This is a genomic window from Streptosporangium sp. OZ121 (assembly GCF_051918885.1).
Lineage (GTDB): Bacteria > Actinomycetota > Actinomycetes > Streptosporangiales > Streptosporangiaceae > Streptosporangium.
The window spans coordinates 60,669-80,517 of record NZ_JBPXMC010000018.1 but is presented as its reverse complement, the minus strand read 5'-3'; the positions used below and the strand labels follow the sequence as shown (position 1 = coordinate 80,517).

At 66.2% G+C, this 19,849-nt stretch carries 16 protein-coding genes and 1 tRNA gene; all 17 read right to left on the bottom strand.

Annotated features, from left to right (window positions below; genetic code table 11):
- Positions 1 to 6 precede the first annotated feature (6 nt).
- The 17 genes from rpsJ to ACTOQ1_RS27710 all read right to left on the bottom strand — a co-directional run bounded on the left by rpsJ (position 7) and on the right by ACTOQ1_RS27710 (position 19,692).
- Complete coding sequence (gene rpsJ, locus ACTOQ1_RS27790; protein WP_030912931.1) at positions 7 to 315, bottom strand: 30S ribosomal protein S10; 309 nt, start codon at positions 313 to 315, stop codon at positions 7 to 9.
- Positions 316 to 649: 334 nt separating this feature from the next.
- Positions 650 to 1,843: an elongation factor Tu gene (gene tuf, locus ACTOQ1_RS27785; protein WP_440070950.1), complete on the bottom strand. Its 1,194-nt coding sequence runs from the start codon at positions 1,841 to 1,843 to the stop codon at positions 650 to 652.
- Positions 1,844 to 2,072: 229 nt separating this feature from the next.
- Positions 2,073 to 4,121: an elongation factor G gene (fusA, locus tag ACTOQ1_RS27780; RefSeq protein WP_440071015.1), complete on the bottom strand. Its 2,049-nt coding sequence runs from the start codon at positions 4,119 to 4,121 to the stop codon at positions 2,073 to 2,075.
- A gap of 87 nt (positions 4,122 to 4,208) precedes the next feature.
- Entirely contained in the window at positions 4,209 to 4,679 is a 471-nt protein-coding gene (gene rpsG, locus ACTOQ1_RS27775; protein WP_012887827.1) for a 30S ribosomal protein S7, read from the bottom strand.
- Positions 4,680 to 4,681: 2 nt separating this feature from the next.
- The gene (gene rpsL, locus ACTOQ1_RS27770) at positions 4,682 to 4,981 is read right to left on the bottom strand and encodes a 30S ribosomal protein S12 (protein WP_435288898.1); all 300 of its coding nucleotides are present in this window, start codon (positions 4,979 to 4,981) and stop codon (positions 4,682 to 4,684) included.
- A gap of 563 nt (positions 4,982 to 5,544) precedes the next feature.
- Positions 5,545 to 9,432: a DNA-directed RNA polymerase subunit beta' gene (locus ACTOQ1_RS27765; protein ID WP_362839975.1), complete on the bottom strand. Its 3,888-nt coding sequence runs from the start codon at positions 9,430 to 9,432 to the stop codon at positions 5,545 to 5,547.
- A 27-nt stretch (positions 9,433 to 9,459) separates the two neighbouring features.
- Complete coding sequence (rpoB, locus tag ACTOQ1_RS27760) at positions 9,460 to 12,927, bottom strand: DNA-directed RNA polymerase subunit beta (RefSeq protein ID WP_440070949.1); 3,468 nt, start codon at positions 12,925 to 12,927, stop codon at positions 9,460 to 9,462.
- Between the two features lie 443 nt (positions 12,928 to 13,370).
- The gene (locus tag ACTOQ1_RS27755; protein ID WP_440070948.1) at positions 13,371 to 13,895 is read right to left on the bottom strand and encodes a hypothetical protein; all 525 of its coding nucleotides are present in this window, start codon (positions 13,893 to 13,895) and stop codon (positions 13,371 to 13,373) included.
- A complete protein-coding gene (locus ACTOQ1_RS27750; RefSeq protein ID WP_440070947.1) occupies positions 13,892 to 14,419 on the bottom strand; it encodes a hypothetical protein in 528 nt (175 codons plus the stop codon). The genes ACTOQ1_RS27755 and ACTOQ1_RS27750 overlap by 4 nt, the downstream gene beginning before the upstream one ends.
- A gap of 268 nt (positions 14,420 to 14,687) precedes the next feature.
- Positions 14,688 to 15,074, bottom strand: a complete 387-nt coding sequence (gene rplL / locus ACTOQ1_RS27745; RefSeq protein ID WP_440070946.1) for a 50S ribosomal protein L7/L12 — start codon at positions 15,072 to 15,074, stop codon at positions 14,688 to 14,690.
- Between the two features lie 84 nt (positions 15,075 to 15,158).
- Entirely contained in the window at positions 15,159 to 15,683 is a 525-nt protein-coding gene (gene rplJ / locus ACTOQ1_RS27740; RefSeq protein ID WP_344746617.1) for a 50S ribosomal protein L10, read from the bottom strand.
- 309 nt (positions 15,684 to 15,992) lie between these two features.
- Positions 15,993 to 16,823 (bottom strand): LppX_LprAFG lipoprotein, encoded by an 831-nt coding sequence (locus tag ACTOQ1_RS27735; protein WP_440070945.1) that lies wholly within the window; start codon positions 16,821 to 16,823, stop codon positions 15,993 to 15,995.
- A gap of 144 nt (positions 16,824 to 16,967) precedes the next feature.
- Positions 16,968 to 17,681: a 50S ribosomal protein L1 gene (gene rplA, locus ACTOQ1_RS27730; protein WP_362678384.1), complete on the bottom strand. Its 714-nt coding sequence runs from the start codon at positions 17,679 to 17,681 to the stop codon at positions 16,968 to 16,970.
- A 176-nt stretch (positions 17,682 to 17,857) separates the two neighbouring features.
- On the bottom strand, positions 17,858 to 18,289 hold the full coding sequence (gene rplK / locus ACTOQ1_RS27725; RefSeq protein WP_362840357.1) for a 50S ribosomal protein L11: 432 nt from the start codon (positions 18,287 to 18,289) through the stop codon (positions 17,858 to 17,860).
- Between the two features lie 145 nt (positions 18,290 to 18,434).
- Positions 18,435 to 19,223, bottom strand: a complete 789-nt coding sequence (gene nusG / locus ACTOQ1_RS27720) for a transcription termination/antitermination protein NusG (protein ID WP_440070944.1) — start codon at positions 19,221 to 19,223, stop codon at positions 18,435 to 18,437.
- Between the two features lie 72 nt (positions 19,224 to 19,295).
- Positions 19,296 to 19,544: a preprotein translocase subunit SecE gene (gene secE, locus ACTOQ1_RS27715; RefSeq protein WP_329089906.1), complete on the bottom strand. Its 249-nt coding sequence runs from the start codon at positions 19,542 to 19,544 to the stop codon at positions 19,296 to 19,298.
- Positions 19,545 to 19,619: 75 nt separating this feature from the next.
- Positions 19,620 to 19,692, bottom strand: a tRNA-Trp gene (locus ACTOQ1_RS27710).
- Positions 19,693 to 19,849 lie beyond the last annotated feature (157 nt).

The window sequence follows — 19,849 nt, the reverse complement described above, 5'->3', positions numbered from 1 at the left end:
GTTCCCTCAGAGCTTGATCGAGATGTCAACGCCGGCGGGAAGGTCGAGTCGCATGAGCGAGTCGACCGTCTTCGGCGTCGGGTCGATGATGTCAATCAGCCGCTTGTGCGTGCGCATCTCAAAGTGCTCGCGGCTGTCCTTGTACTTGTGCGGCGAGCGGATGACGCAGTACACGTTCTTCTCGGTCGGCAGCGGCACCGGGCCCGCGACCTTGGCGCCAGTCCTTGTCACCGTCTCGACGATCTTCTTGGCCGAGACGTCGATGACCTCGTGGTCATAGGCCTTGAGCCGAATGCGGATCTTCTGTCCCGCCATAATGGCCTCGGTGTCCTTCACTGTCGTCTGAAAAAGTTACGTGCGGCCTGTTGCCGCTGTGTCATGGCCGGGTCCGTCCGGGACGGTCCCGCCACGTCGTGCCGGAGCACGTCGCGCCCTGGGGCGGCGTTCTCCGCACATGCCCCACGTAGCAGACGCTGTGAGTCCGCGCTTTCTTCCGTGATCTGGCAATTAGTTCGGTCATCCTTCGGCCGAACCAACTGCGAGATCACGGTTCGTGGGGTCCTGCCGGGGTCCGCGCCCTGCGGCACGGTCCCCTCGTGGGGAGGCGGCCGGCCCTGCGTCGAGGGCCGACCGCCACTCCGCGATCGTACTACTTGATGATCTTCGTCACTCGACCCGCACCGACGGTGCGGCCACCCTCACGGATGGCGAACTTGAGACCGTCCTCCATCGCGATGGGCTGGATCAGCGCGACGCTCATCTCCGTGTTGTCGCCGGGCATGACCATCTCGGTGCCCTCGGGGAGGTTCACCACGCCGGTCACGTCGGTCGTACGGAAGTAGAACTGAGGGCGGTAGTTGTTGAAGAACGGGGTGTGGCGGCCGCCCTCGTCCTTGCTCAGGATGTAGACCTGGGCCTCGAACTCGGTGTGCGGGGTGGTCGTGCCCGGCTTGATGATGCACTGGCCGCGCTCGACGTCCTCGCGCTTGATGCCGCGCAGGAGCAGACCGACGTTGTCACCCGCCTGACCCTCGTCGAGGAGCTTGCGGAACATCTCGACACCGGTGACCGTGGTGGTGGTCTTGGTCTCCTTGATGCCGATGATGTCGACGGTCTCGTTGACCTTGACGATGCCACGCTCGATACGGCCGGTGACGACCGTGCCGCGACCGGTGATCGAGAAGACGTCCTCGATCGGCATCAGGAACGGCTTGTCGGTCTCACGGGTCGGCTCGGGGACGTTCTCGTCCACGGCGGTCATGAGCTCGATGATCGAGTCGCCCCACTTGGCGTCGCCCTCGAGCGCCTTCAGCGCCGAGACGCGGACGACCGGCAGGTCGTCGCCGGGGAACTCCTGGGCCGAGAGAAGCTCGCGGACCTCGAGCTCGACGAGCTCCAGGATCTCCTCGTCGTCCACCATGTCGGACTTGTTGAGGGCCACGACGATGTAGGGGACGCCGACCTGGCGGGCCAGGAGGACGTGCTCCTTCGTCTGCGGCATCGGACCGTCGGTGGCGGCGACCACGAGGATCGCACCGTCCATCTGAGCCGCACCGGTGATCATGTTCTTCACGTAGTCGGCGTGACCGGGGCAGTCCACGTGGGCGTAGTGGCGCTTCTCGGTCTGGTACTCGACGTGCGCGATGGAGATCGTGATACCACGAGCCTTCTCCTCGGGCGCCTTGTCGATCTTGTCGAACGGGGTCGCCTCGTTGAGGTTCGGGAAACGCTCGTGGAGCACCTTGGTGATCGCCGCGGTCAGAGTGGTCTTGCCGTGGTCGATGTGCCCAATGGTGCCGATGTTTACGTGCGGCTTGGTCCGCTCGAACTTGGCCTTGGCCACTGCTCTCTCCTTAGAGATTCTGACGTGACTTGCGTCTTCATATTCGGGCTTGGGGAGGCCGGCCCCTCTCGGAACCGGCCGGCGAGAGGTATCTCGCCCCGCACCCCTCCGGTAGCGGGGCGACGATCTCTCGCCTCCCGCACCCGGAACGGTGCTGGACTACTCGCCCCGCACCCCTCCGGTGGCGGGGCGACGATCTCTCGCCTCCCGCACCCGGAACGGTGCTGAGCTACTCGCCCCGCACCTTCGCGACGATCTCCTTGGCGATGTGCGCAGGCACTTCCGCGTAGGAGTCGAACTGCATGCTGTAGCTCGCGCGTCCCTGCGTCTTGCTACGGAGGTCTCCCACGTAGCCGAACATCTCAGAGAGCGGCACGAGCGCCTTGATGATCCGGGCGCCGGAGCGCTCGTCCATCGCCTGGATCTGCCCGCGGCGACCGTTGAGGTCACCGATGACATCACCCATGTAGTCCTCGGGCGTGGTGACCTCAACGGCCATCATCGGCTCCAGGATTACGGCGTCCGCCTTGCGCGCGGCCTCCTTGAAGGCCATCGAGCCAGCGATCTTGAAGGCCATTTCGGACGAGTCCACCTCGTGGTAGGCACCGTCCTGCAGGGTGACCTTGACCCCGACCATGGGGTATCCGGCGAGAACACCGAACTCGGCCGCCTCCTGGGCGCCCGCGTCGACCGAGGGGATGTACTCCCTCGGGATGCGGCCACCGGAGACCTTGTTCGAGAACTCGTAACCGTCGTTGCCTTCGCCCAGCGGCTCAATGTCAATGATGACCTTGGCGAACTGGCCGGAACCACCGGTCTGCTTCTTGTGGACGTAGTCGACCTTCTCCACCTTGCGGCGGATGGTCTCCCGGTAGGCCACCTGAGGCCGGCCGATGTTGGCCTCGACCTTGAACTCGCGGCGCATCCGGTCGACGAGGATCTCCAGGTGGAGCTCGCCCATACCCCAGATGACCGTCTGCCCGGTCTCGTCGTCACGACGGACCTGGAAGGACGGGTCCTCCTCGGCCAGACGCTGGATCGCGGTGCCCAGCTTCTCCTGGTCACCCTTGGTCTTGGGCTCGATGGCGACGCTGATGACCGGCGCCGGGAAGTTCATCGACTCCAGGACCACGGGGTGAGCCGGGTCCGACAGGGTGTCACCGGTGGTGGTGTCCTTCAGACCCATGACGGCGACGATCTGACCGGCCACGGCCGACGGGCGCTCTTCACGCTTGTTGGCGTGCATCTGGTAGATCTTGCCGATCCGCTCCTTGCGGCCCTTCACCGAGTTGACCACGGCGGTGCCGGTCTCGAGCGTGCCCGAGTAGATGCGGATGTAGGTGAGACGGCCCAGGTGCTGGTCGCTCATGATCTTGAAGGCGAGCGCGGAGAAGGGCTCGTTCACGTCCGCGTGACGCTCGATGACCTCCTCCTCCTTGCCGACCGCGTGGCCCTTGAAGGCCGGGATGTCGATCGGGGCGGGGAGGTAGGCGACGATCGCGTCGAGCAGGGGCTGGACGCCCTTGTTCTTGAACGCGGTGCCGGTCAGGACCGGGTTGATGGCGCTGGCCAGCGTGGCGCGGCGGATGGCCGCGACCAGCTGCTCCTCGGTGGGCTCGACGCCCTCCAGGAAGAGCTCCATCAGCTCGTCGTCGTTCTCGGAGACCGTCTCGACGAGCTTGTCACGCCACTCGCGAGCGATCTCGGCGTGCTCGGCCGGGATGTCGACGGTCTCGTACATCTCGCCCTTGGCCGCCTCGGCGCTCCAGAGCAGACCCTTCATCTTGACCAGGTCGATGACGCCCTTGAAGTCGGCCTCGACGCCCCAGGGAAGCTGGATGACGGCGGGGGTCGCGTTCAGGCGGCTGATCATCATGTCGACGCAGCGGTGGAACTCCGCGCCGACCCGGTCCATCTTGTTGACGAAGCAGATCCTGGGCACTTCGTAGCGGTCGGCCTGACGCCAGACCGTCTCGGACTGCGGCTCGACACCGGCGACGCCGTCGAACACGGCGACGGCACCGTCGAGGACGCGGAGCGAGCGCTCCACCTCGATCGTGAAGTCCACGTGGCCCGGCGTGTCGATGATGTTGATCGTGTGGCCGAGCCATTCGCAGGTCGTGGCAGCGGAGGTGATGGTGATACCACGCTCCTGCTCCTGCTCCATCCAGTCCATCGTGGCTGCGCCCTCGTGGACCTCACCGATCTTGTAGTTGATACCGGTGTAGAACAGGATGCGCTCGGTCGTCGTGGTCTTGCCCGCGTCGATGTGGGCCATGATCCCGATGTTACGGACCTTGGCCAGGTCAAGAGCGGTCGTGGTGGCCACTTCTCTCGCGTCCTCGTCGTCTCGTCGAACCCGCTGTTACCAGCGGTAGTGGGCGAAGGCCTTGTTGGACTCGGCCATCTTGTGGGTGTCCTCGCGCTTCTTGACGCTTGCGCCGAGGCCGTTGCTGGCGTCGAGCAGTTCGTTCATGAGGCGCTCGGTCATGGTCTTCTCGCGGCGGGCGCGGGAGTACTGCACCAGCCAGCGCAGGGCCAGGGTGGTGCTGCGCGCCGCGCGCACCTCGACCGGGACCTGGTAGGTCGCGCCACCGACACGGCGGCTGCGGACCTCAAGGGTGGGCTTGACGTTGTCCAGCGCGCGCTTCAGGGTGACGACCGGGTCGTTGCCGGTCTTCTCCTTGGCGCCTTCGAGGGCGCCGTACACGATGGACTGGGCGATGGATCGCTTGCCGTCCAGGAGCACCTTGTTGATGAGCGCGGTGACCAGGGGCGAGTTGTGAACCGGGTCAGCCATGAGCTGACGACGGCCAGGAGAACCCTTGCGAGGCATTCCTACTTCTCCTTCTTCGCGCCGTAACGGCTACGGGCCTGCTTGCGGTTACGGACACCCTGGGTGTCGAGCGAGCCGCGGATGATCTTGCCGACACCGGGGATGTAGGCCGTGACCTCGATGCCGTTGGTGAGCCGGACACGCGCGACCTTGCGGAGGGCGGAGTTCGGCTTCTTCGGGGTCGTGGTGTAAACGCGCATGCAGGTGCCGCGTCGCTGAGGGCTGGCCTTGAGCGCCGGGGTCTTGGTCTTGGTGACCTTGTCCTGGCGGCCCTTGCGGACCAGCTGCTGAATCGTGGGCACCGCGTCTCCGTTCGTGCTAGCCGGTAATTCGAATGTGATGCATTTTGCAGGTACTGCCGGTATCATGACCTGCGGTTCTTTCATCCCCTCCGACCCACGCGGTCGGGCGTGTCGCGTAGGTTCCGCGCCACATCCCGGTTAAGGCCGGTCCGGTGGAGGAGGCCACGCGGCGCCTCTGCCGACTCCCCAATGGGAAACCTGTCGACGCGCACGCATGAAGGCCCATGAAGACATGGGCACGAAGGAAAAGACTACCCAGCCCAACGCAACACGTCAAAACGGTTGCACTCGCCAGGCGCCGGCGTTCGTGTCATGACTCCCGCGATCGGTTTCCGACCGACCGCTTCTGGGTCCGTGTCGAGTTTACCCGCCGCGGAGCACTTCTCCGGCCGTTCTCCGCATTAACGTACGGCTTTCGCCGCAACATTCCGGTCAAGAAAGGCCCACATCCCCAGCTACCGGGCCACCGGGAAGGAAAAAGCGACGGCCGGGGGGAAGGCGACGGCGCCCGGCCCCCTTCCGGGGATCGGGCGCCGCCCGTGACCACTCAGCGTTCGTACCGCTTAGCGGTTGTACTGCCCGAAGTCGTACTCCTCCAGCGGCACGGCCTCACCGGAGCCCGAACCGAAGGTGTAGTCGGCCGCGGAGCCGTCGTAACCGCCGACGGTGTACATGGCGGCCTTGGCCTCCTCGGTGGGCTCGACCCGGATGTTGCGGTACTGGGGCATGCCCGTACCGGCCGGGATGAGCTTTCCGATGATGACGTTCTCCTTGAGGCCGAGCAGCGAGTCCGACTTGGCGTGGATCGCCGCGTCGGTGAGCACTCGGGTCGTCTCCTGGAAGGACGCCGCGGACAGCCAGGACTCGGTGGCGAGCGAGGCCTTGGTGATGCCCATCAGCACCGGGCGTCCGGAGGCCGGCGTGCCGCCCTCCGCCACGCACTCGCGGTTGATCCGCTCGAAGCGCGGCCGCTCGACGAGCTCACCGGGCAGCATGTCGGCGTCGCCGGACTCCAGCACGTTCACGCGCTTGAGCATCTGCCGCACGATGATCTCGATGTGCTTGTCGTGGATCGACACACCCTGCGAGCGGTAGACCTGCTGGACCTCCGCCACGAGGTGCAGCTGCACGGCCCGGGGGCCGAGGATGCGCAGCACCTCGTTGGGGTTGACCGCACCGGCGATCAGCTGCTGGCCGACCGTGACGCGCTGCCCGTCGGAGACCAGCATGCGCGACCGCATCGACACCGGGTACGCGACCTCCTCGGAACCGTCGTCCGGGACGATCACGATCTTCCGCGTCTTGTCGGTCTCGTCGATGCGGACCCGGCCCTCGGCCTCGCTGATCGGGGCGACACCCTTGGGGACGCGCGCCTCGAAGAGCTCCTGCACACGGGGCAGACCGTGGGTGATGTCGGCGCCCGCCACACCACCGGTGTGGAAGGTCCGCATCGTCAGCTGGGTGCCGGGCTCGCCGATCGACTGGGCGGCGATGATGCCGACCGCCTCGCCGACGTCCACGAGCTTGCCGGTCGCGAGCGAGCGGCCGTAGCAGGTGGCGCAGACACCGATCTTGGCCTCGCAGACGAGCGCGCTGCGGGTCCTGACGGTCTCCACACCGGCCTCGACCAGCGCGGTGACGTGGATGTCGTTGATGTCGACGCCCACCGGCACGATGATCTTGCCGTCCACCTCCACGTCCTCGGCGAGGATGCGGCCGTGCACGTTGCTCTCGGCGTTCTCCGCCTTGACCAGGTTGCCCTGGGCGTCGCGCTCGCCGACGTGCAGCGGGACGCCGCGGTCGGTGCCGCAGTCGATCTCGCGGACGATGACGTCCTGCGCGACGTCCACCAGGCGACGGGTCAGGTAACCCGAGTCGGCGGTCCGCAGCGCGGTGTCCGCCAGACCCTTCCGCTGGCCATGGGTGGAGATGAAGTACTCCAGCACCGACAGGCCCTCGCGGAACGAGGCCTTGATCGGACGCGGGATCGTCTCACCCTTGGTGTTGGACACCAGACCACGGATTCCGGAGATCTGCCGGACCTGCATCAGGTTTCCTCGGGCGCCCGACTGGACCATCATCCAGACCGGGTTGGTCTTCGGGAACGCCTTCTGCATGTCGTCGGTCACGTCACTGGTCGCGTGCGTCCAGATCTCGATGAGCTCCTGACGGCGCTCCTCGTCCGTGATCAGACCGCGCTCGTACTCACGCTGGACCTTGTCGGCCCTGCGCTCGTACGTCTCCATGATGTCGGCCTTGTTCGGCGGCGCGATGACGTCCTCGATGGAGATCGTCACACCGGCCCTGGTCGCCCAGTAGAAACCGGCGTCCTTGAGGGCGTCGAGCGCCGCGGCGACCTCGACCTTGGGGTACTTCTCGGCGAGCTCGTTGACGATGACCGACAGCTGCTTCTTGCCGACCTGCGAGTTCACGTACGGGTAGTTCGCCGGCAGGGTCTGGTTGAACAGGCACCGGCCCAGGGTGGTCTCCAGGCGGTAGCTGTCACCTGCCTCCCAGCCCTCGGGAGCGGCCCAGCCGCGGGGCGGCGGGACGTCGCCCTTCATCCGGATCTGGATCAGCGACTGGATGTCCAGCTCGCGGCGGTCGAAGGCCATGAGCGCCTCCGACACCGAGCCGAAGACCCGGCCCCTGCCGACACCGTTCTCGTCCTCGTCCTTGAGCGTGGTCAGCGAGTAGAGGCCGATGATCATGTCCTGGGTGGGCATGGTCACGGGCTTGCCGTCGGCCGGCTTGAGGATGTTGTTCGTCGACAGCATCAGGATGCGGGCCTCGGCCTGCGCCTCGGCCGACAGCGGCAGGTGCACGGCCATCTGGTCACCGTCGAAGTCCGCGTTGAACGCGGTGCAGACGAGCGGGTGGATCTGGATGGCCTTGCCCTCGACCAGCTGCGGCTCGAAGGCCTGGATGCCCAGGCGGTGCAGGGTCGGCGCGCGGTTGAGCAGCACGGGGTGCTCGGTGATGACCTCTTCGAGGACGTCCCACACGACCGGCCGGGCACGCTCGACCATCCGCTTGGCCGACTTGATGTTCTGCGCGTGGTTCAGGTCGACCAGGCGCTTCATCACGAACGGCTTGAAGAGCTCCAGCGCCATCTGCTTGGGCAGACCGCACTGGTGCAGCTTCAGCTGCGGGCCGACGACGATGACCGAACGGCCGGAGTAGTCGACTCGCTTGCCCAGCAGGTTCTGGCGGAACCGGCCCTGCTTGCCCTTCAGCATGTCGCTGAGGGACTTCAGGGGACGGTTGCCGGGACCGGTGACCGGGCGGCCGCGGCGGCCGTTGTCGAACAGCGCGTCGACGGCCTCCTGGAGCATCCGCTTCTCGTTGTTCACGATGATCTCGGGGGCACCGAGGTCGAGAAGCCGCTTGAGGCGGTTGTTCCGGTTGATCACCCGGCGGTACAGGTCGTTCAGGTCCGAGGTCGCGAACCGGCCACCGTCGAGCTGCACCATCGGGCGCAGGTCCGGCGGGATGACCGGGATGCAGTCGAGGACCATCCCGTTGGGCGAGTTGCGGGTGTTCAGGAACGCCGACACGACCTTGAGACGCTTGAGCGCACGGGCCTTCTTCTGGCCCTTGCCGCTGCGGATCGTCTCGCGCAGGTTCTCGGCCTCGAGAGCGAGGTCGAAGTTGGTCAGACGCTCCTGGATGGCCTGGGCGCCCATGCCACCGCGGAAGTAGCGGCCGAAACGGTCGCGCATCTCGCGGTAGAGCAGCTCGTCGCCCTCGAGGTCCTGGACCTTGAGGTTCTTGAAGCGGCTCCAGACCTCGTCCAGCCGGTCCAGCTCGCGCTGGGCCCGGTCGCGCAGCTGCCGCATCTCGCGCTCGGCGCCCTCGCGGACCTTGCGGCGCTGGTCGCCCTTGGCGCCCGCGGCCTCAAGCTCGGCCAGGTCGGTCTCCAGCTTGCGCTGGCGAGCCTCGATGTCGGCGTCACGGCGCTGCTCGATGTGCTGCCGCTCGACGGAGATCTTCGCCTCGAGCGACGGCAGGTCACGCTCGCGCATTTCCTTGTCGACGTGCGTGATCATGTAGGCCGCGAAGTAGATGACCTTCTCGAGGTCCTTCGGGGCCAGGTCGAGCAGGTATCCCAGGCGGGACGGGACACCCTTGAAGTACCAGATGTGCGTGACGGGCGCGGCCAGCTCGATGTGGCCCATCCGCTCACGACGCACCTTGGCGCGGGTCACCTCGACGCCACAGCGCTCGCAGATGATGCCCTTGAAACGGACGCGCTTGTACTTACCGCAGTAGCACTCCCAGTCGCGGGTCGGACCGAAGATCTTCTCGCAGAAGAGTCCGTCCTTCTCGGGCTTGAGCGTCCGGTAGTTGATCGTTTCAGGCTTCTTCACCTCGCCGTGCGACCACTGGCGGATGTCGTCGGCGGTCGCGAGGCCGATCCGAAGCTCGTCGAAGAAGTTGACGTCGAGCACTATGTAATCCCCTCCTCAGCTTCTAGATCAGACCTCTTCGACGCTGCTCGGCTCACGCCGGGACAGGTCGATGCCGAGCTCCTCCGCGGCGCGGAAGACGTCCTCGTCGGTGTCGCGCATCTCGATGGACATGCCGTCGCTGGAGAGCACCTCGACGTTCAGGCACAGCGACTGCATTTCCTTGATGAGCACCTTGAACGACTCCGGGATGCCGGGCTCGGGAATGTTCTCGCCCTTGACGATCGCCTCGTAGACCTTCACGCGGCCCAGGACGTCGTCGGACTTGATGGTGAGCAGCTCCTGCAGGGCGTAGGCGGCGCCGTAGGCCTCCAGGGCCCAGACCTCCATCTCACCGAAGCGCTGGCCACCGAACTGGGCCTTACCGCCGAGCGGCTGCTGGGTGATCATGGAGTAGGGGCCGGTCGAACGAGCGTGGATCTTGTCGTCGACCAGGTGGAGCAGCTTCAGGATGTAGATGTAGCCGACGGAGATCGGGTGCGGGAACGGCTCCCCGGAACGGCCGTCGAACAGCTGGGCCTTTCCGTTCGCGCCGACCATGCGCCCGCCGTCCCTGTTGACCAGGGTGTTGTCGAGCAGACCGATGATCTCTTCCTCGTTGGCACCGTCGAACACCGGCGTGGCCATGTTGGTGCGCGGCTCGACCTCTGCGAAGCCCTTGTCGCGCAGCCGCTCGGCCCATGCCTCCTGGATGCCGGTGATGTCCCACCCTCTGGCGGCGATCCACCCGAGGTGGGTCTCCAGGACCTGGCCGACGTTCATTCGGCCGGGCACGCCCAGCGGGTTGAGGATGATGTCGACGGCGGTGCCGTCCTCGAGGAACGGCATGTCCTCGACCGGAAGGATCTTGGAGATGACGCCCTTGTTGCCGTGCCGGCCGGCCAGCTTGTCGCCGTCGGTGATCTTACGCTTCTGGGCCACGTAGACGCGGACCAGCTCGTTGACGCCGGGGGGGAGCTCGTCGCCCTCCTCGCGGCTGAACACGCGGACGCCGATGACCTTGCCCTGCTCGCCGTGCGGCACCTTCAGGGAGGTGTCACGGACCTCGCGGGCCTTCTCACCGAAGATCGCGCGAAGCAGGCGCTCCTCGGGGGTGAGCTCGGTCTCGCCCTTGGGCGTGACCTTGCCGACGAGGATGTCGCCCGGGACGACCTCGGCGCCGATGCGGATGATGCCGCGCTCGTCGAGGTCGGCCAGGACCTCCTCGGAGACGTTCGGGATGTCCCGGGTGATCTCCTCGGGGCCCAGCTTGGTGTCGCGGGCGTCGACCTCGTGCTCCTCGATGTGGATCGAGGACAGGACGTCGTCCTGCACCAGGCGCTGGGAGAGGATGATCGCGTCCTCGTAGTTGTGGCCCTCCCACGGCATGAACGCCACGAGGAGGTTCTTGCCCAGGGCCATCTCGCCGTCGTCGGTGCAGGGACCGTCGGCGACGACCTGGTTCACCTCGATCCGGTCGCCTTCCTTGACGATCGGCTTCTGGTTGAAGCAGGTGCCCTGGTTGGAGCGCTTGAACTTGGCGACCCGGTAGGTCGTGCGGGTGCCGTCGTCGTTCATCACCGTGACGTAGTCGGCGGAGACCTCCTCGACCACGCCCGCCTTGTCGGCGGTGATGACGTCGCCGGCGTCGGTCGCGGCACGGTACTCCATGCCGGTGCCGACCAGCGGCGCCTCGCTCTTGAGCAGCGGCACCGACTGGCGCTGCATGTTGGAACCCATGAGCGCGCGGTTGGCGTCGTCGTGCTCCAGGAACGGGATCATCGCGGTCGCCACGGACACCATCTGGCGTGCCGAGACGTCCATGTAGTCGACCTCGTTGGCGCGCAGGGACTCGAACTCCCCGCCCTTCCTGCGGACGAGCACGCGCGGCTCGAGGAACGTTCCGTCGGAACCGATCGGCGTGTTCGCCTGGGCGATGACGTGCCGGTCCTCCTCGTCCGCGGTCAGGTAGTCGACCTGGTCGGTGACCCGGCCGTCGACGACCTTGCGGTAGGGGGTCTCGACGAAACCGAAGGAGTTGACCCGACCGAAGGAGGCCAGGGAGCCGATCAGACCGATGTTCGGTCCTTCCGGCGTCTCGATCGGGCACATGCGGCCGTAGTGCGACGGGTGGACGTCACGGACCTCGAAGCCGGCCCGCTCACGGGACAGACCACCGGGGCCCAGCGCGGACAGACGACGCTTGTGCGTCAGGCCGGCCAGGGGGTTGGTCTGGTCCATGAACTGGGACAGCTGGGAGGTGCCGAAGAACTCCTTGATCGACGCCACGACCGGGCGGATGTTGATCAGGGTCTGCGGCGTGATCGCCTCGACGTCCTGGGTCGTCATCCGCTCGCGGACGACGCGCTCCATGCGGGCCAGGCCCAGGCGGACCTGGTTCTGGATGAGCTCGCCCACCGTGCGCAGACGGCGGTTGCCGAAGTGGTCGATGTCGTCGGTCTCGACGACGATCTCACCGTTGGCGCCGGGCATCTCGACCTCGCCGGCGTGCAGCCGGACGATGTACTCGATGGTGGCGACGATGTCGTCCTCGGTGAGCGTGCCCTGGGTGATCTCGCTGTCGACCCCGAGCTTCTTGTTGATCTTGTATCGGCCGACCTTGGCGAGGTCGTAACGCTTGGAGTTGAAGTACAGGTTCTCCAGCAGCGTCTGCGCCGACTCCTTGGTCGGCGGCTCGCCCGGGCGCAGCTTGCGGTAGATGTCGAGCAGAGCGTCGTCCTGGCCGGCCGTGTGGTCCTTCTCCAGGGTGGCGCGCATGGACTCGTACTGACCGAAACGCTCGAGGATCTGCTCGCTGGTCCAGCCGAGCGCCTTGAGCAGGACGGTGACGGCCTGCTTGCGCTTGCGGTCGATGCGGACACCGACGCTGTCACGCTTGTCGATCTCGAACTCGAGCCAGGCGCCCCGGGAGGGGATCACCTTGCATCCGTAGAGGTCCTTGTCGGAGGTCTTGTCGACACTGCGGTCGAAGTAGACGCCCGGGGACCGGACCAGCTGGGAGACGACGACACGCTCGGTGCCGTTGATGATGAAAGTGCCCTTGCCGGTCATGAGCGGGAAATCGCCCATGAACACGGTCTGGCTCTTGATCTCACCAGTGGTGTTATTGATGAACTCCGCCGTGACGAACATCGGGGCGGAGTAGGTCATGTCCTTGTCTTTGCACTCATCGACTGAGTACTTGGGCGGCTCGAACCGGTGATCGCGGAACGACAGGGACATGGTCCCGGAGAAGTCCTCGATGGGACTGATCTCCTCAAAGATCTCTTCGAGGCCCGACTGGGCCGGAACGTCCTTGCGCCCGGCCTGGCGAGCCGCCTCGACCCGCCCCTTCCACTTCTCGTTGCCGAGCAACCAGTCGAAGGACTCGGTCTGAAGAGCGAGAAGGTCAGGAACTTCTAGCGGCTCCTGAATTCGTGCGAAAGACACACGACGGGGACCGGCGGGTACGGCGAAGGCGTTGCGCGAGGCTGCCAACAGATGTCCTTCCGAGGGCTCGCGGCGGACTGACTACACGCACGCCAGACGACCATGCATCAGAGCACCAAAAGAAGCGGGTCGTCAAAGGGCAGCGCAAAGGGGCAGTGTAGCCGAACGGCATACACCTGTCCACTTCAGTCTCGCTGCAAGCTCCACGTTGGTCGCAGCATCGCCCGTCAGAGCCGAAACGTCAAGCCCGGGAGCTGACATTTCGGCCGGGAAATGGCCGAGACCTTGGGAGTTTTCCCCCCGGGTGACCTGCGTACACCACAAGGCCGGAGACGATGCCCGACCTGGTGCGGCTGACGCTGAGTCACCCGGCGGATCGAACGCTAGCCGAGGGATCGACTGACGATCGACGCTGCCATGGCCGATGTACCCAACCGTGTGCCCAACCTAAACCAAGCCTTTACTAACAATTGGGTAAAGCGACGCGCCGATCAAGGTGGCGGAGGGTCTCCGAGCAGCGTGGAGAGCTCCGAGACCAGCCAGCGGGAATCCTTCTTGACCATGATGAATCTGGCCCGGTTCTGGCTGACGACCCGGCGGGGCTCCTTCTCGCCCTCGGGGGTCCTGACGGTGCTCATGCTCATGAAGAGCAGCACCTCGACCCTGCCGAAGTCACCGGACTCCACCGACTCCACCCCGGCCCCGGTCACCGCGGCCTGCTGCACCGTCTTCTGCTTTCTCGCCTGCGCGGCCATGCTCCTGGCCAGCTGCCGGTAGTGCAGGCTGAGCGCCCCGGTGGTGTATCCACCCGCTCTTGCGAAATCCTGTTCGATCGTACGATAGTCGTACGACAGCATGTCGGGGGCGACCGCGCGGGCCGCGGCGAGCGCCTCCCGCCCCGCCGTCTCGTCCGCGCGCAACCGGCTCAGGTCGGTGAACATGATCCAGACGGCCGCCGCGAGCGCGAGCGCGACGGCGACCATGAGCCCGATCGCCAGCCGGGAGGCACGTCTCACAGCACCAGCTCCGCTTTGGACACCAGCCAGGCTCCCCCTACCTTGGTCACTTCCATGTTCCACCGGTAGAACCGCTCCTGCGGAGCGTCCTTGCTCCCCTCCCGCCGGACCACCGCGTCGCCCACCACCATCACCTGGGCGGTGCTCCCCTTCAGCGAGACCAGCCCTGAGGCCCGCAGCGCACCTGTTTGGAGGATCTTGTCCTTGACCGTGCTCTTCTTGAGCTCCGCGGCGGTCCTGGCGTACTCGGCCCTGGCCGCGCCCGTGGAGGTGTCGAGAATGCGCCCGATGTCGTCGTCGACGCTCCTGTAGCCGACGGAGAGCAGATGAACGGCGTGGGCCCCCGCCGCCCGCAGCGCCGCCTGCCTGTCGTCAGCGGCCGTCTGGGCGTCGCGCAGGGTGGCACCGACCCAGAACGCGGCGGCCAGCAGTCCGGCGATCAGCAGCCCCAGCACCGGTCCGGCGATCCTGAGCGGGCGCCGGGAGCGGCGCGAGCGACGGGAGCGGGTGGCGTGCACTGCCATGCGTCTCTCCCATCGCACGGTCTGCGGAACGCGGGCCGGCGAGCGCGGCTGCTTCGCCGCCCGGGACGGCATGCTCCCCGATCGCCGGATCATAACCCGCCACGCGGATCCGCATAACGGCCTTCGCGCACATGCCCCGGGCCATTTCCCCCGGCTCGCTCGACCGCGTACGAAACGGCCGGACGCGGAAACACGAAAAGAGACGCGGAAACACGAAAAGAGCGGGCCACCGGCACCAGGTGGACCCGCTCTTTTCCGATGAAACGAACTACTTGACGGTGACCGAAGCGCCGGCGCCCTCAAGGGCGGCCTTGGCCTTCTCGGCCTGCTCCTTGTTGACCTTGCCGTCGAAGACGGACTTGGGAGCGCCGTCAACGAGGTCCTTGGCCTCCTTGAGGCCCAGGCTCGTCAGGGCGCGGATCTCCTTGATGACCTGGATCTTCTTCTCGCCGGCGGCCTCGAGGACGACCTCGAACTCGTCCTGCTCCTCGACCTCTTCGACAGCGGCCGCACCGGGGGCGGCGGCGGCGACGGCGACGGGGGCAGCGGCCTTGACGTCGAAGGTCTCCTCGAAGAGCTTCACGAAGTCGGACAGCTCGAGGAGAGTCATCTCCTTGAAAGCGTCGAGCAGCTCGTCGGTGCTGAGCTTCGCCATGATGGTTCCTCCATACGGATCTGAACTACTAAAGAAAGTTGGGACCGCGGTTTGCGTTAATCCCCTGTGACCGCCTGCGCGGACCTACTCGCCGGCGCCTTCGCGCTTGGCGCGCAGGGCCTCGGCCAGCTGAGCCATGTTGGTGGGCAGCGCGTTGAAGACGGCGGCCGCGTGGCCCTGCTTCGCCTTCAGTGCGCCGGCCAGCTTCGCGAGGAGAACCTCACGCGACTCGAGGTCGGCAAGCTTGCTGATCTCGTCCGGCGTCATCGACCTGCCGTCGACGACACCGCCCTTGATGATCAGGAGGGGATTGGCCTTGGCGAAGTCACGCAGACTCTTGGCAGCCTCGACCACGTCGCCGTTGACGAACGCGATCGCCGACGGACCCGCGAGCAGGTCGTTGAGCTGGTTGAACCCGGCCTCGGTGGCCGCGATCTTGGTCAGCGTGTTCTTCACCACGGCGAACTTCGCATTCTCACCGAGGGAAACGCGCAGCTGCTTGAGCTGAGCGACGGTGAGACCGCGGTATTCGGTCAGAACGGCAGCATTGGAGCCGTCGAAGCTGCTCTTCAGCTCAGCGACAGCCGTTGCCTTTTCTGCCTTCGCCATGGGCCTCCTTCCAGATGTGCCGCCGGGGCAAAGGGCCCAGAAAAGCGAACAAGCCCCGGCGCAGGCGCACGGGGCTCACATGAGGAGGTTAGTCCAGATGAAAACTCACATCACAACCTACGCGGGCCGTCCACTGACGTGGATCCTTAAGTCGTCAGGCCATGCGGCTTGACGACGACCGGCGGTCTTCGGCGTTGACAGCTTACGTCCTCCCGTACCGAATGCCAACTCGGAGTCCCCTGACGGGGACCCGCGGAAAAGGCTCGCGCCCCCGGCCGGAGGGCCGGGGGCGCGAATCTGGGGGAAACGTCAGTTTCCGCCGCGGTGCTCGGGCAGGTCGCCCACCTGGTCGGCGGGCGGAGCGGTGATCTCCACGGGCTCGTTGAAGCCCTTGAAGAGTGCCGTCAGGTTGAACGTCGCGTCCTTCTCGGAGCCGCTGAGCGTCACCTTGCGGGGCAGGCTCTGGGCGTCGGCCCAGAGGTCGAACTTCACGTTCTTGGCCTGCGAGAGCTGCTCCTGGAGCTTCTCACGCTTGGCCGGGTCGATCAGCTGGGCGGCCTCGGCGACCGGGAAGGTGCCGCTGTAGTGCGTCGTGTCGACCCCGCCGACCGTCTCGGTGCCGACCGCCTTGACGTCCTTCGACGCGGTCAGCAGCTTGACGGTGCCCGCCAGGTCGAACTGCTGGGCCTGGTCCATGAACTTCCTGATCTCGGACTGCCCCTTGGCGTCGAGCTCGCTGAGCGACACCTTGGTCCACGGCTTGGTGGTGCCGGCGAACCTGTTGATGAGCTCGGACTTCACGTAGACCGTGTCGCCCGACAGGATGGCCCGCGCCCCGCCGGGCACGTTCTGCCCGCCGAAGGTGATCGTGTCGAGCCTGATGTCCGTGGCCAGCTGGGGCTTGCTCTGGTAGAGCATGCTGCCCTGGACCTTGCCCGCGCCCTTCTCGCCGCCGCTGGCGTCGAGAACCACGTCCGCGGAGTAGGAGGTGACCTCCTGGGCCTTCTGCGCGCTCTGCTGCACCGCGTCCGCCGCGGCGAGCTTGATGTTTCCGAGGGAGCTGGTGCCCTGTGCACCGCATCCCGCGACCGCGACGAGCGCGGCCGCTCCCAGTGCAAGTGCGGGAGCCAATCGGCGCATTTCGTCTTCCACCCTTTCGTTCCCCCGATGATCCTGATAAAGACACTACGCGTCGGCAAAGCCGGGCGCGTCGTCCGGGAGAACGAAGAAAGGCCTCAACCGAATGGCCATTCGGTTGAGGCCTTCCGCGGAAGACGTCTGGTATCAGGCGTCGAGCTCGGCGGTCAGCGCCCGCGTCTGGTTGGGGTCGACCTGGATGCCGGGGCCCATGGACGTGGAGAAGACGACCTTCTTGACGTAGCGTCCCTTGGCCGCGGACGGCTTGAGACGCAGCACCTCGTCGAGGGCGGCGGCGTAGTTCTCGATGAGCTGGCGCTCGCCGAAGGACACCTTGCCGATGATGAAGTGCAGGTTCGCGTGCCGGTCGACACGGAACTCGATCTTGCCGCCCTTGATGTCGGTGACGGCCTTGCCGACGGCCGGGGTCACGGTGCCGGTCTTGGGGTTCGGCATCAGGCCACGGGGGCCGAGCACGCGGCCCAGACGGCCGACCTTGCCCATGAGGTCCGGGGTGGCGACGACGGCGTCGAAGTCGAGGCGGCCCTTGGCGACCTCGTCGATCAGCTCGTCGGCACCGACGATGTCGGCACCCGCGGCGCGAGCCTCCTCGGCACGGTCACCGGTCGCGAAGACCAGGACCCGGGCGGTCTTGCCGGTGCCGTGCGGGAGGTTGACGGTGCCACGGACCATCTGGTCGGCCTTGCGGGGGTCGACACCCAGCCGCAGGGCCACCTCGACGGTGGCGTCGAACTTGGCGACGCTGGTGTCCTTGGCCAGCTTGGCCGCCTGGGCCGGGCTGTACAGGGTCTCGCGGTCGACCTGCGCCGCCGCGGCGCGGTATCCCTTGCTGCGCTTCATGTGATCACTCCTGTGGATCCGAGTGTTCGTGGTGCGGGCCAGCGCCTGGCCCCTCCACTTACTTCGATGTCTGGTGGTCGGCGCGATCGAGATCGCGCTCGCCGCCGGTCCCCGCCGGTCTCGCGGATGCGGTTCGCCGCCGCGAGGTCGCCGCCGAGTCCGTACGGCGGATGGTGCTAGTCGACGATCGTGATGCCCATCGACCGGGCGGTGCCGGCGATGATCTTCTCGGCCGCCGCGACGTCGTTGGCGTTGAGGTCCTGCATCTTGGTCTCGGCGATCTGGCGCAGCTGCTCCTTGGTGAGCTTGCCCACCTTGTCCTTCTGCGGGACGGCCGAACCCTTGGCGACACCGGCGGCCTTCTTGATCAGCTCAGGCGCCGGGGGCGTCTTCGTGACGAAGGTGAAGGTGCGGTCCTCGTAGATGGTGATCTCGACGGGGATGATGTTGCCGCGCTGGGCCTCGGTGGCAGCGTTGTACTGCTTCACGAAGTCCATGATGTTGACGCCGTGCGGACCGAGGGCGGTACCGACCGGCGGCGCGGGCGTGGCCTGGCCGGCGGGGAGCTGGACCTTGACCAGCGCGGCGAACTTCTTCTTAGGAGGCATGCTTCTCTCCGGGTCCTTGCTTCTCTGAACGATGTTCCAGATCCCGCGACCGCGGGGCTCACGGCACGTGCGCATTGGCCGGTGCCGAGAACGTGGAACCATCCCCGCGACCGCGGGGCAGACTGATGAAGTCTACGCGACCGGTTTAGATTTTCGAGACCTGGTTGAACGAGAGCTCGACCGGGGTCTCGCGACCGAAGATCGACACGAGCACCTTGAGCTTCTGCGACTCGGCGCTGATCTCGCTGACCGTGGCGGGCAGCGTGGCGAACGGGCCGTCCATGACGGTGACGGACTCGCCGACCTCGAAGTCGACCGTCGCGGCGGAGGCCTTCGCGGTGGACTTCTTGACCTCTTCCGAGGGCTCCGGCGCGAGCAGCTTGGCGACCTCTTCGAGGCTCAGCGGGCTCGGCTTGTTGGAAAGACCCACGAAACCGGTCACACCGGGCGTGTTACGCACCGCGGACCAGGACTCGTCGGTGAGTTCCATCCGGACCAGCACGTAGCCGGGCAGCACCCGCTCCTTGACCAGCTGGCGCTTGCCGCTCTTGATCTCGGTCACGTGGTGGGTGGGCACCTCGACCTGGAAGATGTAGTCCTCCATGTTGAGGGACTGCGTGCGGGTCTCGATGTTCGACTTCACCCGGTTCTCGTAGCCGGCGTAGGAGTGGATGACGTACCACTCGCCGAACAGACTCCGCAGGTGCCGCTTGAACTCCTCGACCGGGTCGACGTCGGGAAGGACGTCACCGTCCTCGTCGACGGCGCCGGCCGGGGCCTGCTCGGCCTCGGTTTCGGCGTCGGCGTCGGTCTCGGCGTCGACGTCCTGCCCGTCGGACTCGTCAAACGAATCCTCGGTGACGTCGACGGCCTTCTCCAGCTCGTCCTCGCGCTCTTCGCGGGGCTCGCCGGCCGACTGTGCAGACTCGGACACGGTGCTCTTTCTCTTTTCGTCGATGGCTGATGGACTCGTCCGCGGGGCTGCTCGCCCGCTGGAGACCGCGGCTCAGGCTCCGCCGAAGATTCTCAGCACGCCCTCGGTGAACAGCGCGTCCAAAGCCGACACGATCCCGACCATGATCAGAACGAAGACCAGGACGATGATGGTGTACGAAATGAGGTCCTTGCGCGTAGGCCAGATGACCTTACGCAGCTCGGCGACTACCTGACGGTAGAAAAGGGCGGGAGAAGTGCGCTTAGTCTTCTTCTCACCGCTCGGCTTGTCTGCGGTTTCGCCGCGCGTGTCGATCGCCACAGTCCTCACCTGAATCCATCGAGTCCAACGCACATAAGCGGCGCGCTGGACGCCTGATGCGCGGACCGCTCCTAGCAGGGCACGAGGGACTCGAACCCCCAACCGCCGGTTTTGGAGACCGGTGCGCTACCAATTGCGCTAGTGCCCTAAGACATGAACCACCATACATCGGTTGGACCGAAGTTTGTCCGTGGCTCACGGTCTTGACCGCCGGTTCACGCATGCGGCGGAAAGACCATGCCGGAGTCTACGTGTGAATGGCCACCGCGTCGAACCGGCAGGAGATTGCCCAGGTCAGCGCATTT

What these genes read in the sequence shown, in the direction of transcription:
- rplL (WP_440070946.1), bottom strand. Translation starts at nt 15,074, where the DNA reads ATGGCGAAGCTCAGCACCGACGAGCTGCTCGACGCTTTCAAGGAGATG.
- ACTOQ1_RS27750 (WP_440070947.1), bottom strand. Translation starts at nt 14,419, where the DNA reads ATGGCAGTGCACGCCACCCGCTCCCGTCGCTCGCGCCGCTCCCGGCGC.
- rplA (WP_362678384.1), bottom strand. Translation starts at nt 17,681, where the DNA reads ATGAAGCGCAGCAAGGGATACCGCGCCGCGGCGGCGCAGGTCGACCGC.
- rplJ (WP_344746617.1), bottom strand. Translation starts at nt 15,683, where the DNA reads ATGGCGAAGGCAGAAAAGGCAACGGCTGTCGCTGAGCTGAAGAGCAGC.
- rpsJ (WP_030912931.1), bottom strand. Translation starts at nt 315, where the DNA reads ATGGCGGGACAGAAGATCCGCATTCGGCTCAAGGCCTATGACCACGAG.
- rpsG (WP_012887827.1), bottom strand. Translation starts at nt 4,679, where the DNA reads ATGCCTCGCAAGGGTTCTCCTGGCCGTCGTCAGCTCATGGCTGACCCG.
- ACTOQ1_RS27735 (WP_440070945.1), bottom strand. Translation starts at nt 16,823, where the DNA reads ATGCGCCGATTGGCTCCCGCACTTGCACTGGGAGCGGCCGCGCTCGTC.
- fusA (WP_440071015.1), bottom strand. Translation starts at nt 4,121, where the DNA reads ATGGCCCACATCGACGCGGGCAAGACCACGACGACCGAGCGCATCCTG.
- rplK (WP_362840357.1), bottom strand. Translation starts at nt 18,289, where the DNA reads ATGCCTCCTAAGAAGAAGTTCGCCGCGCTGGTCAAGGTCCAGCTCCCC.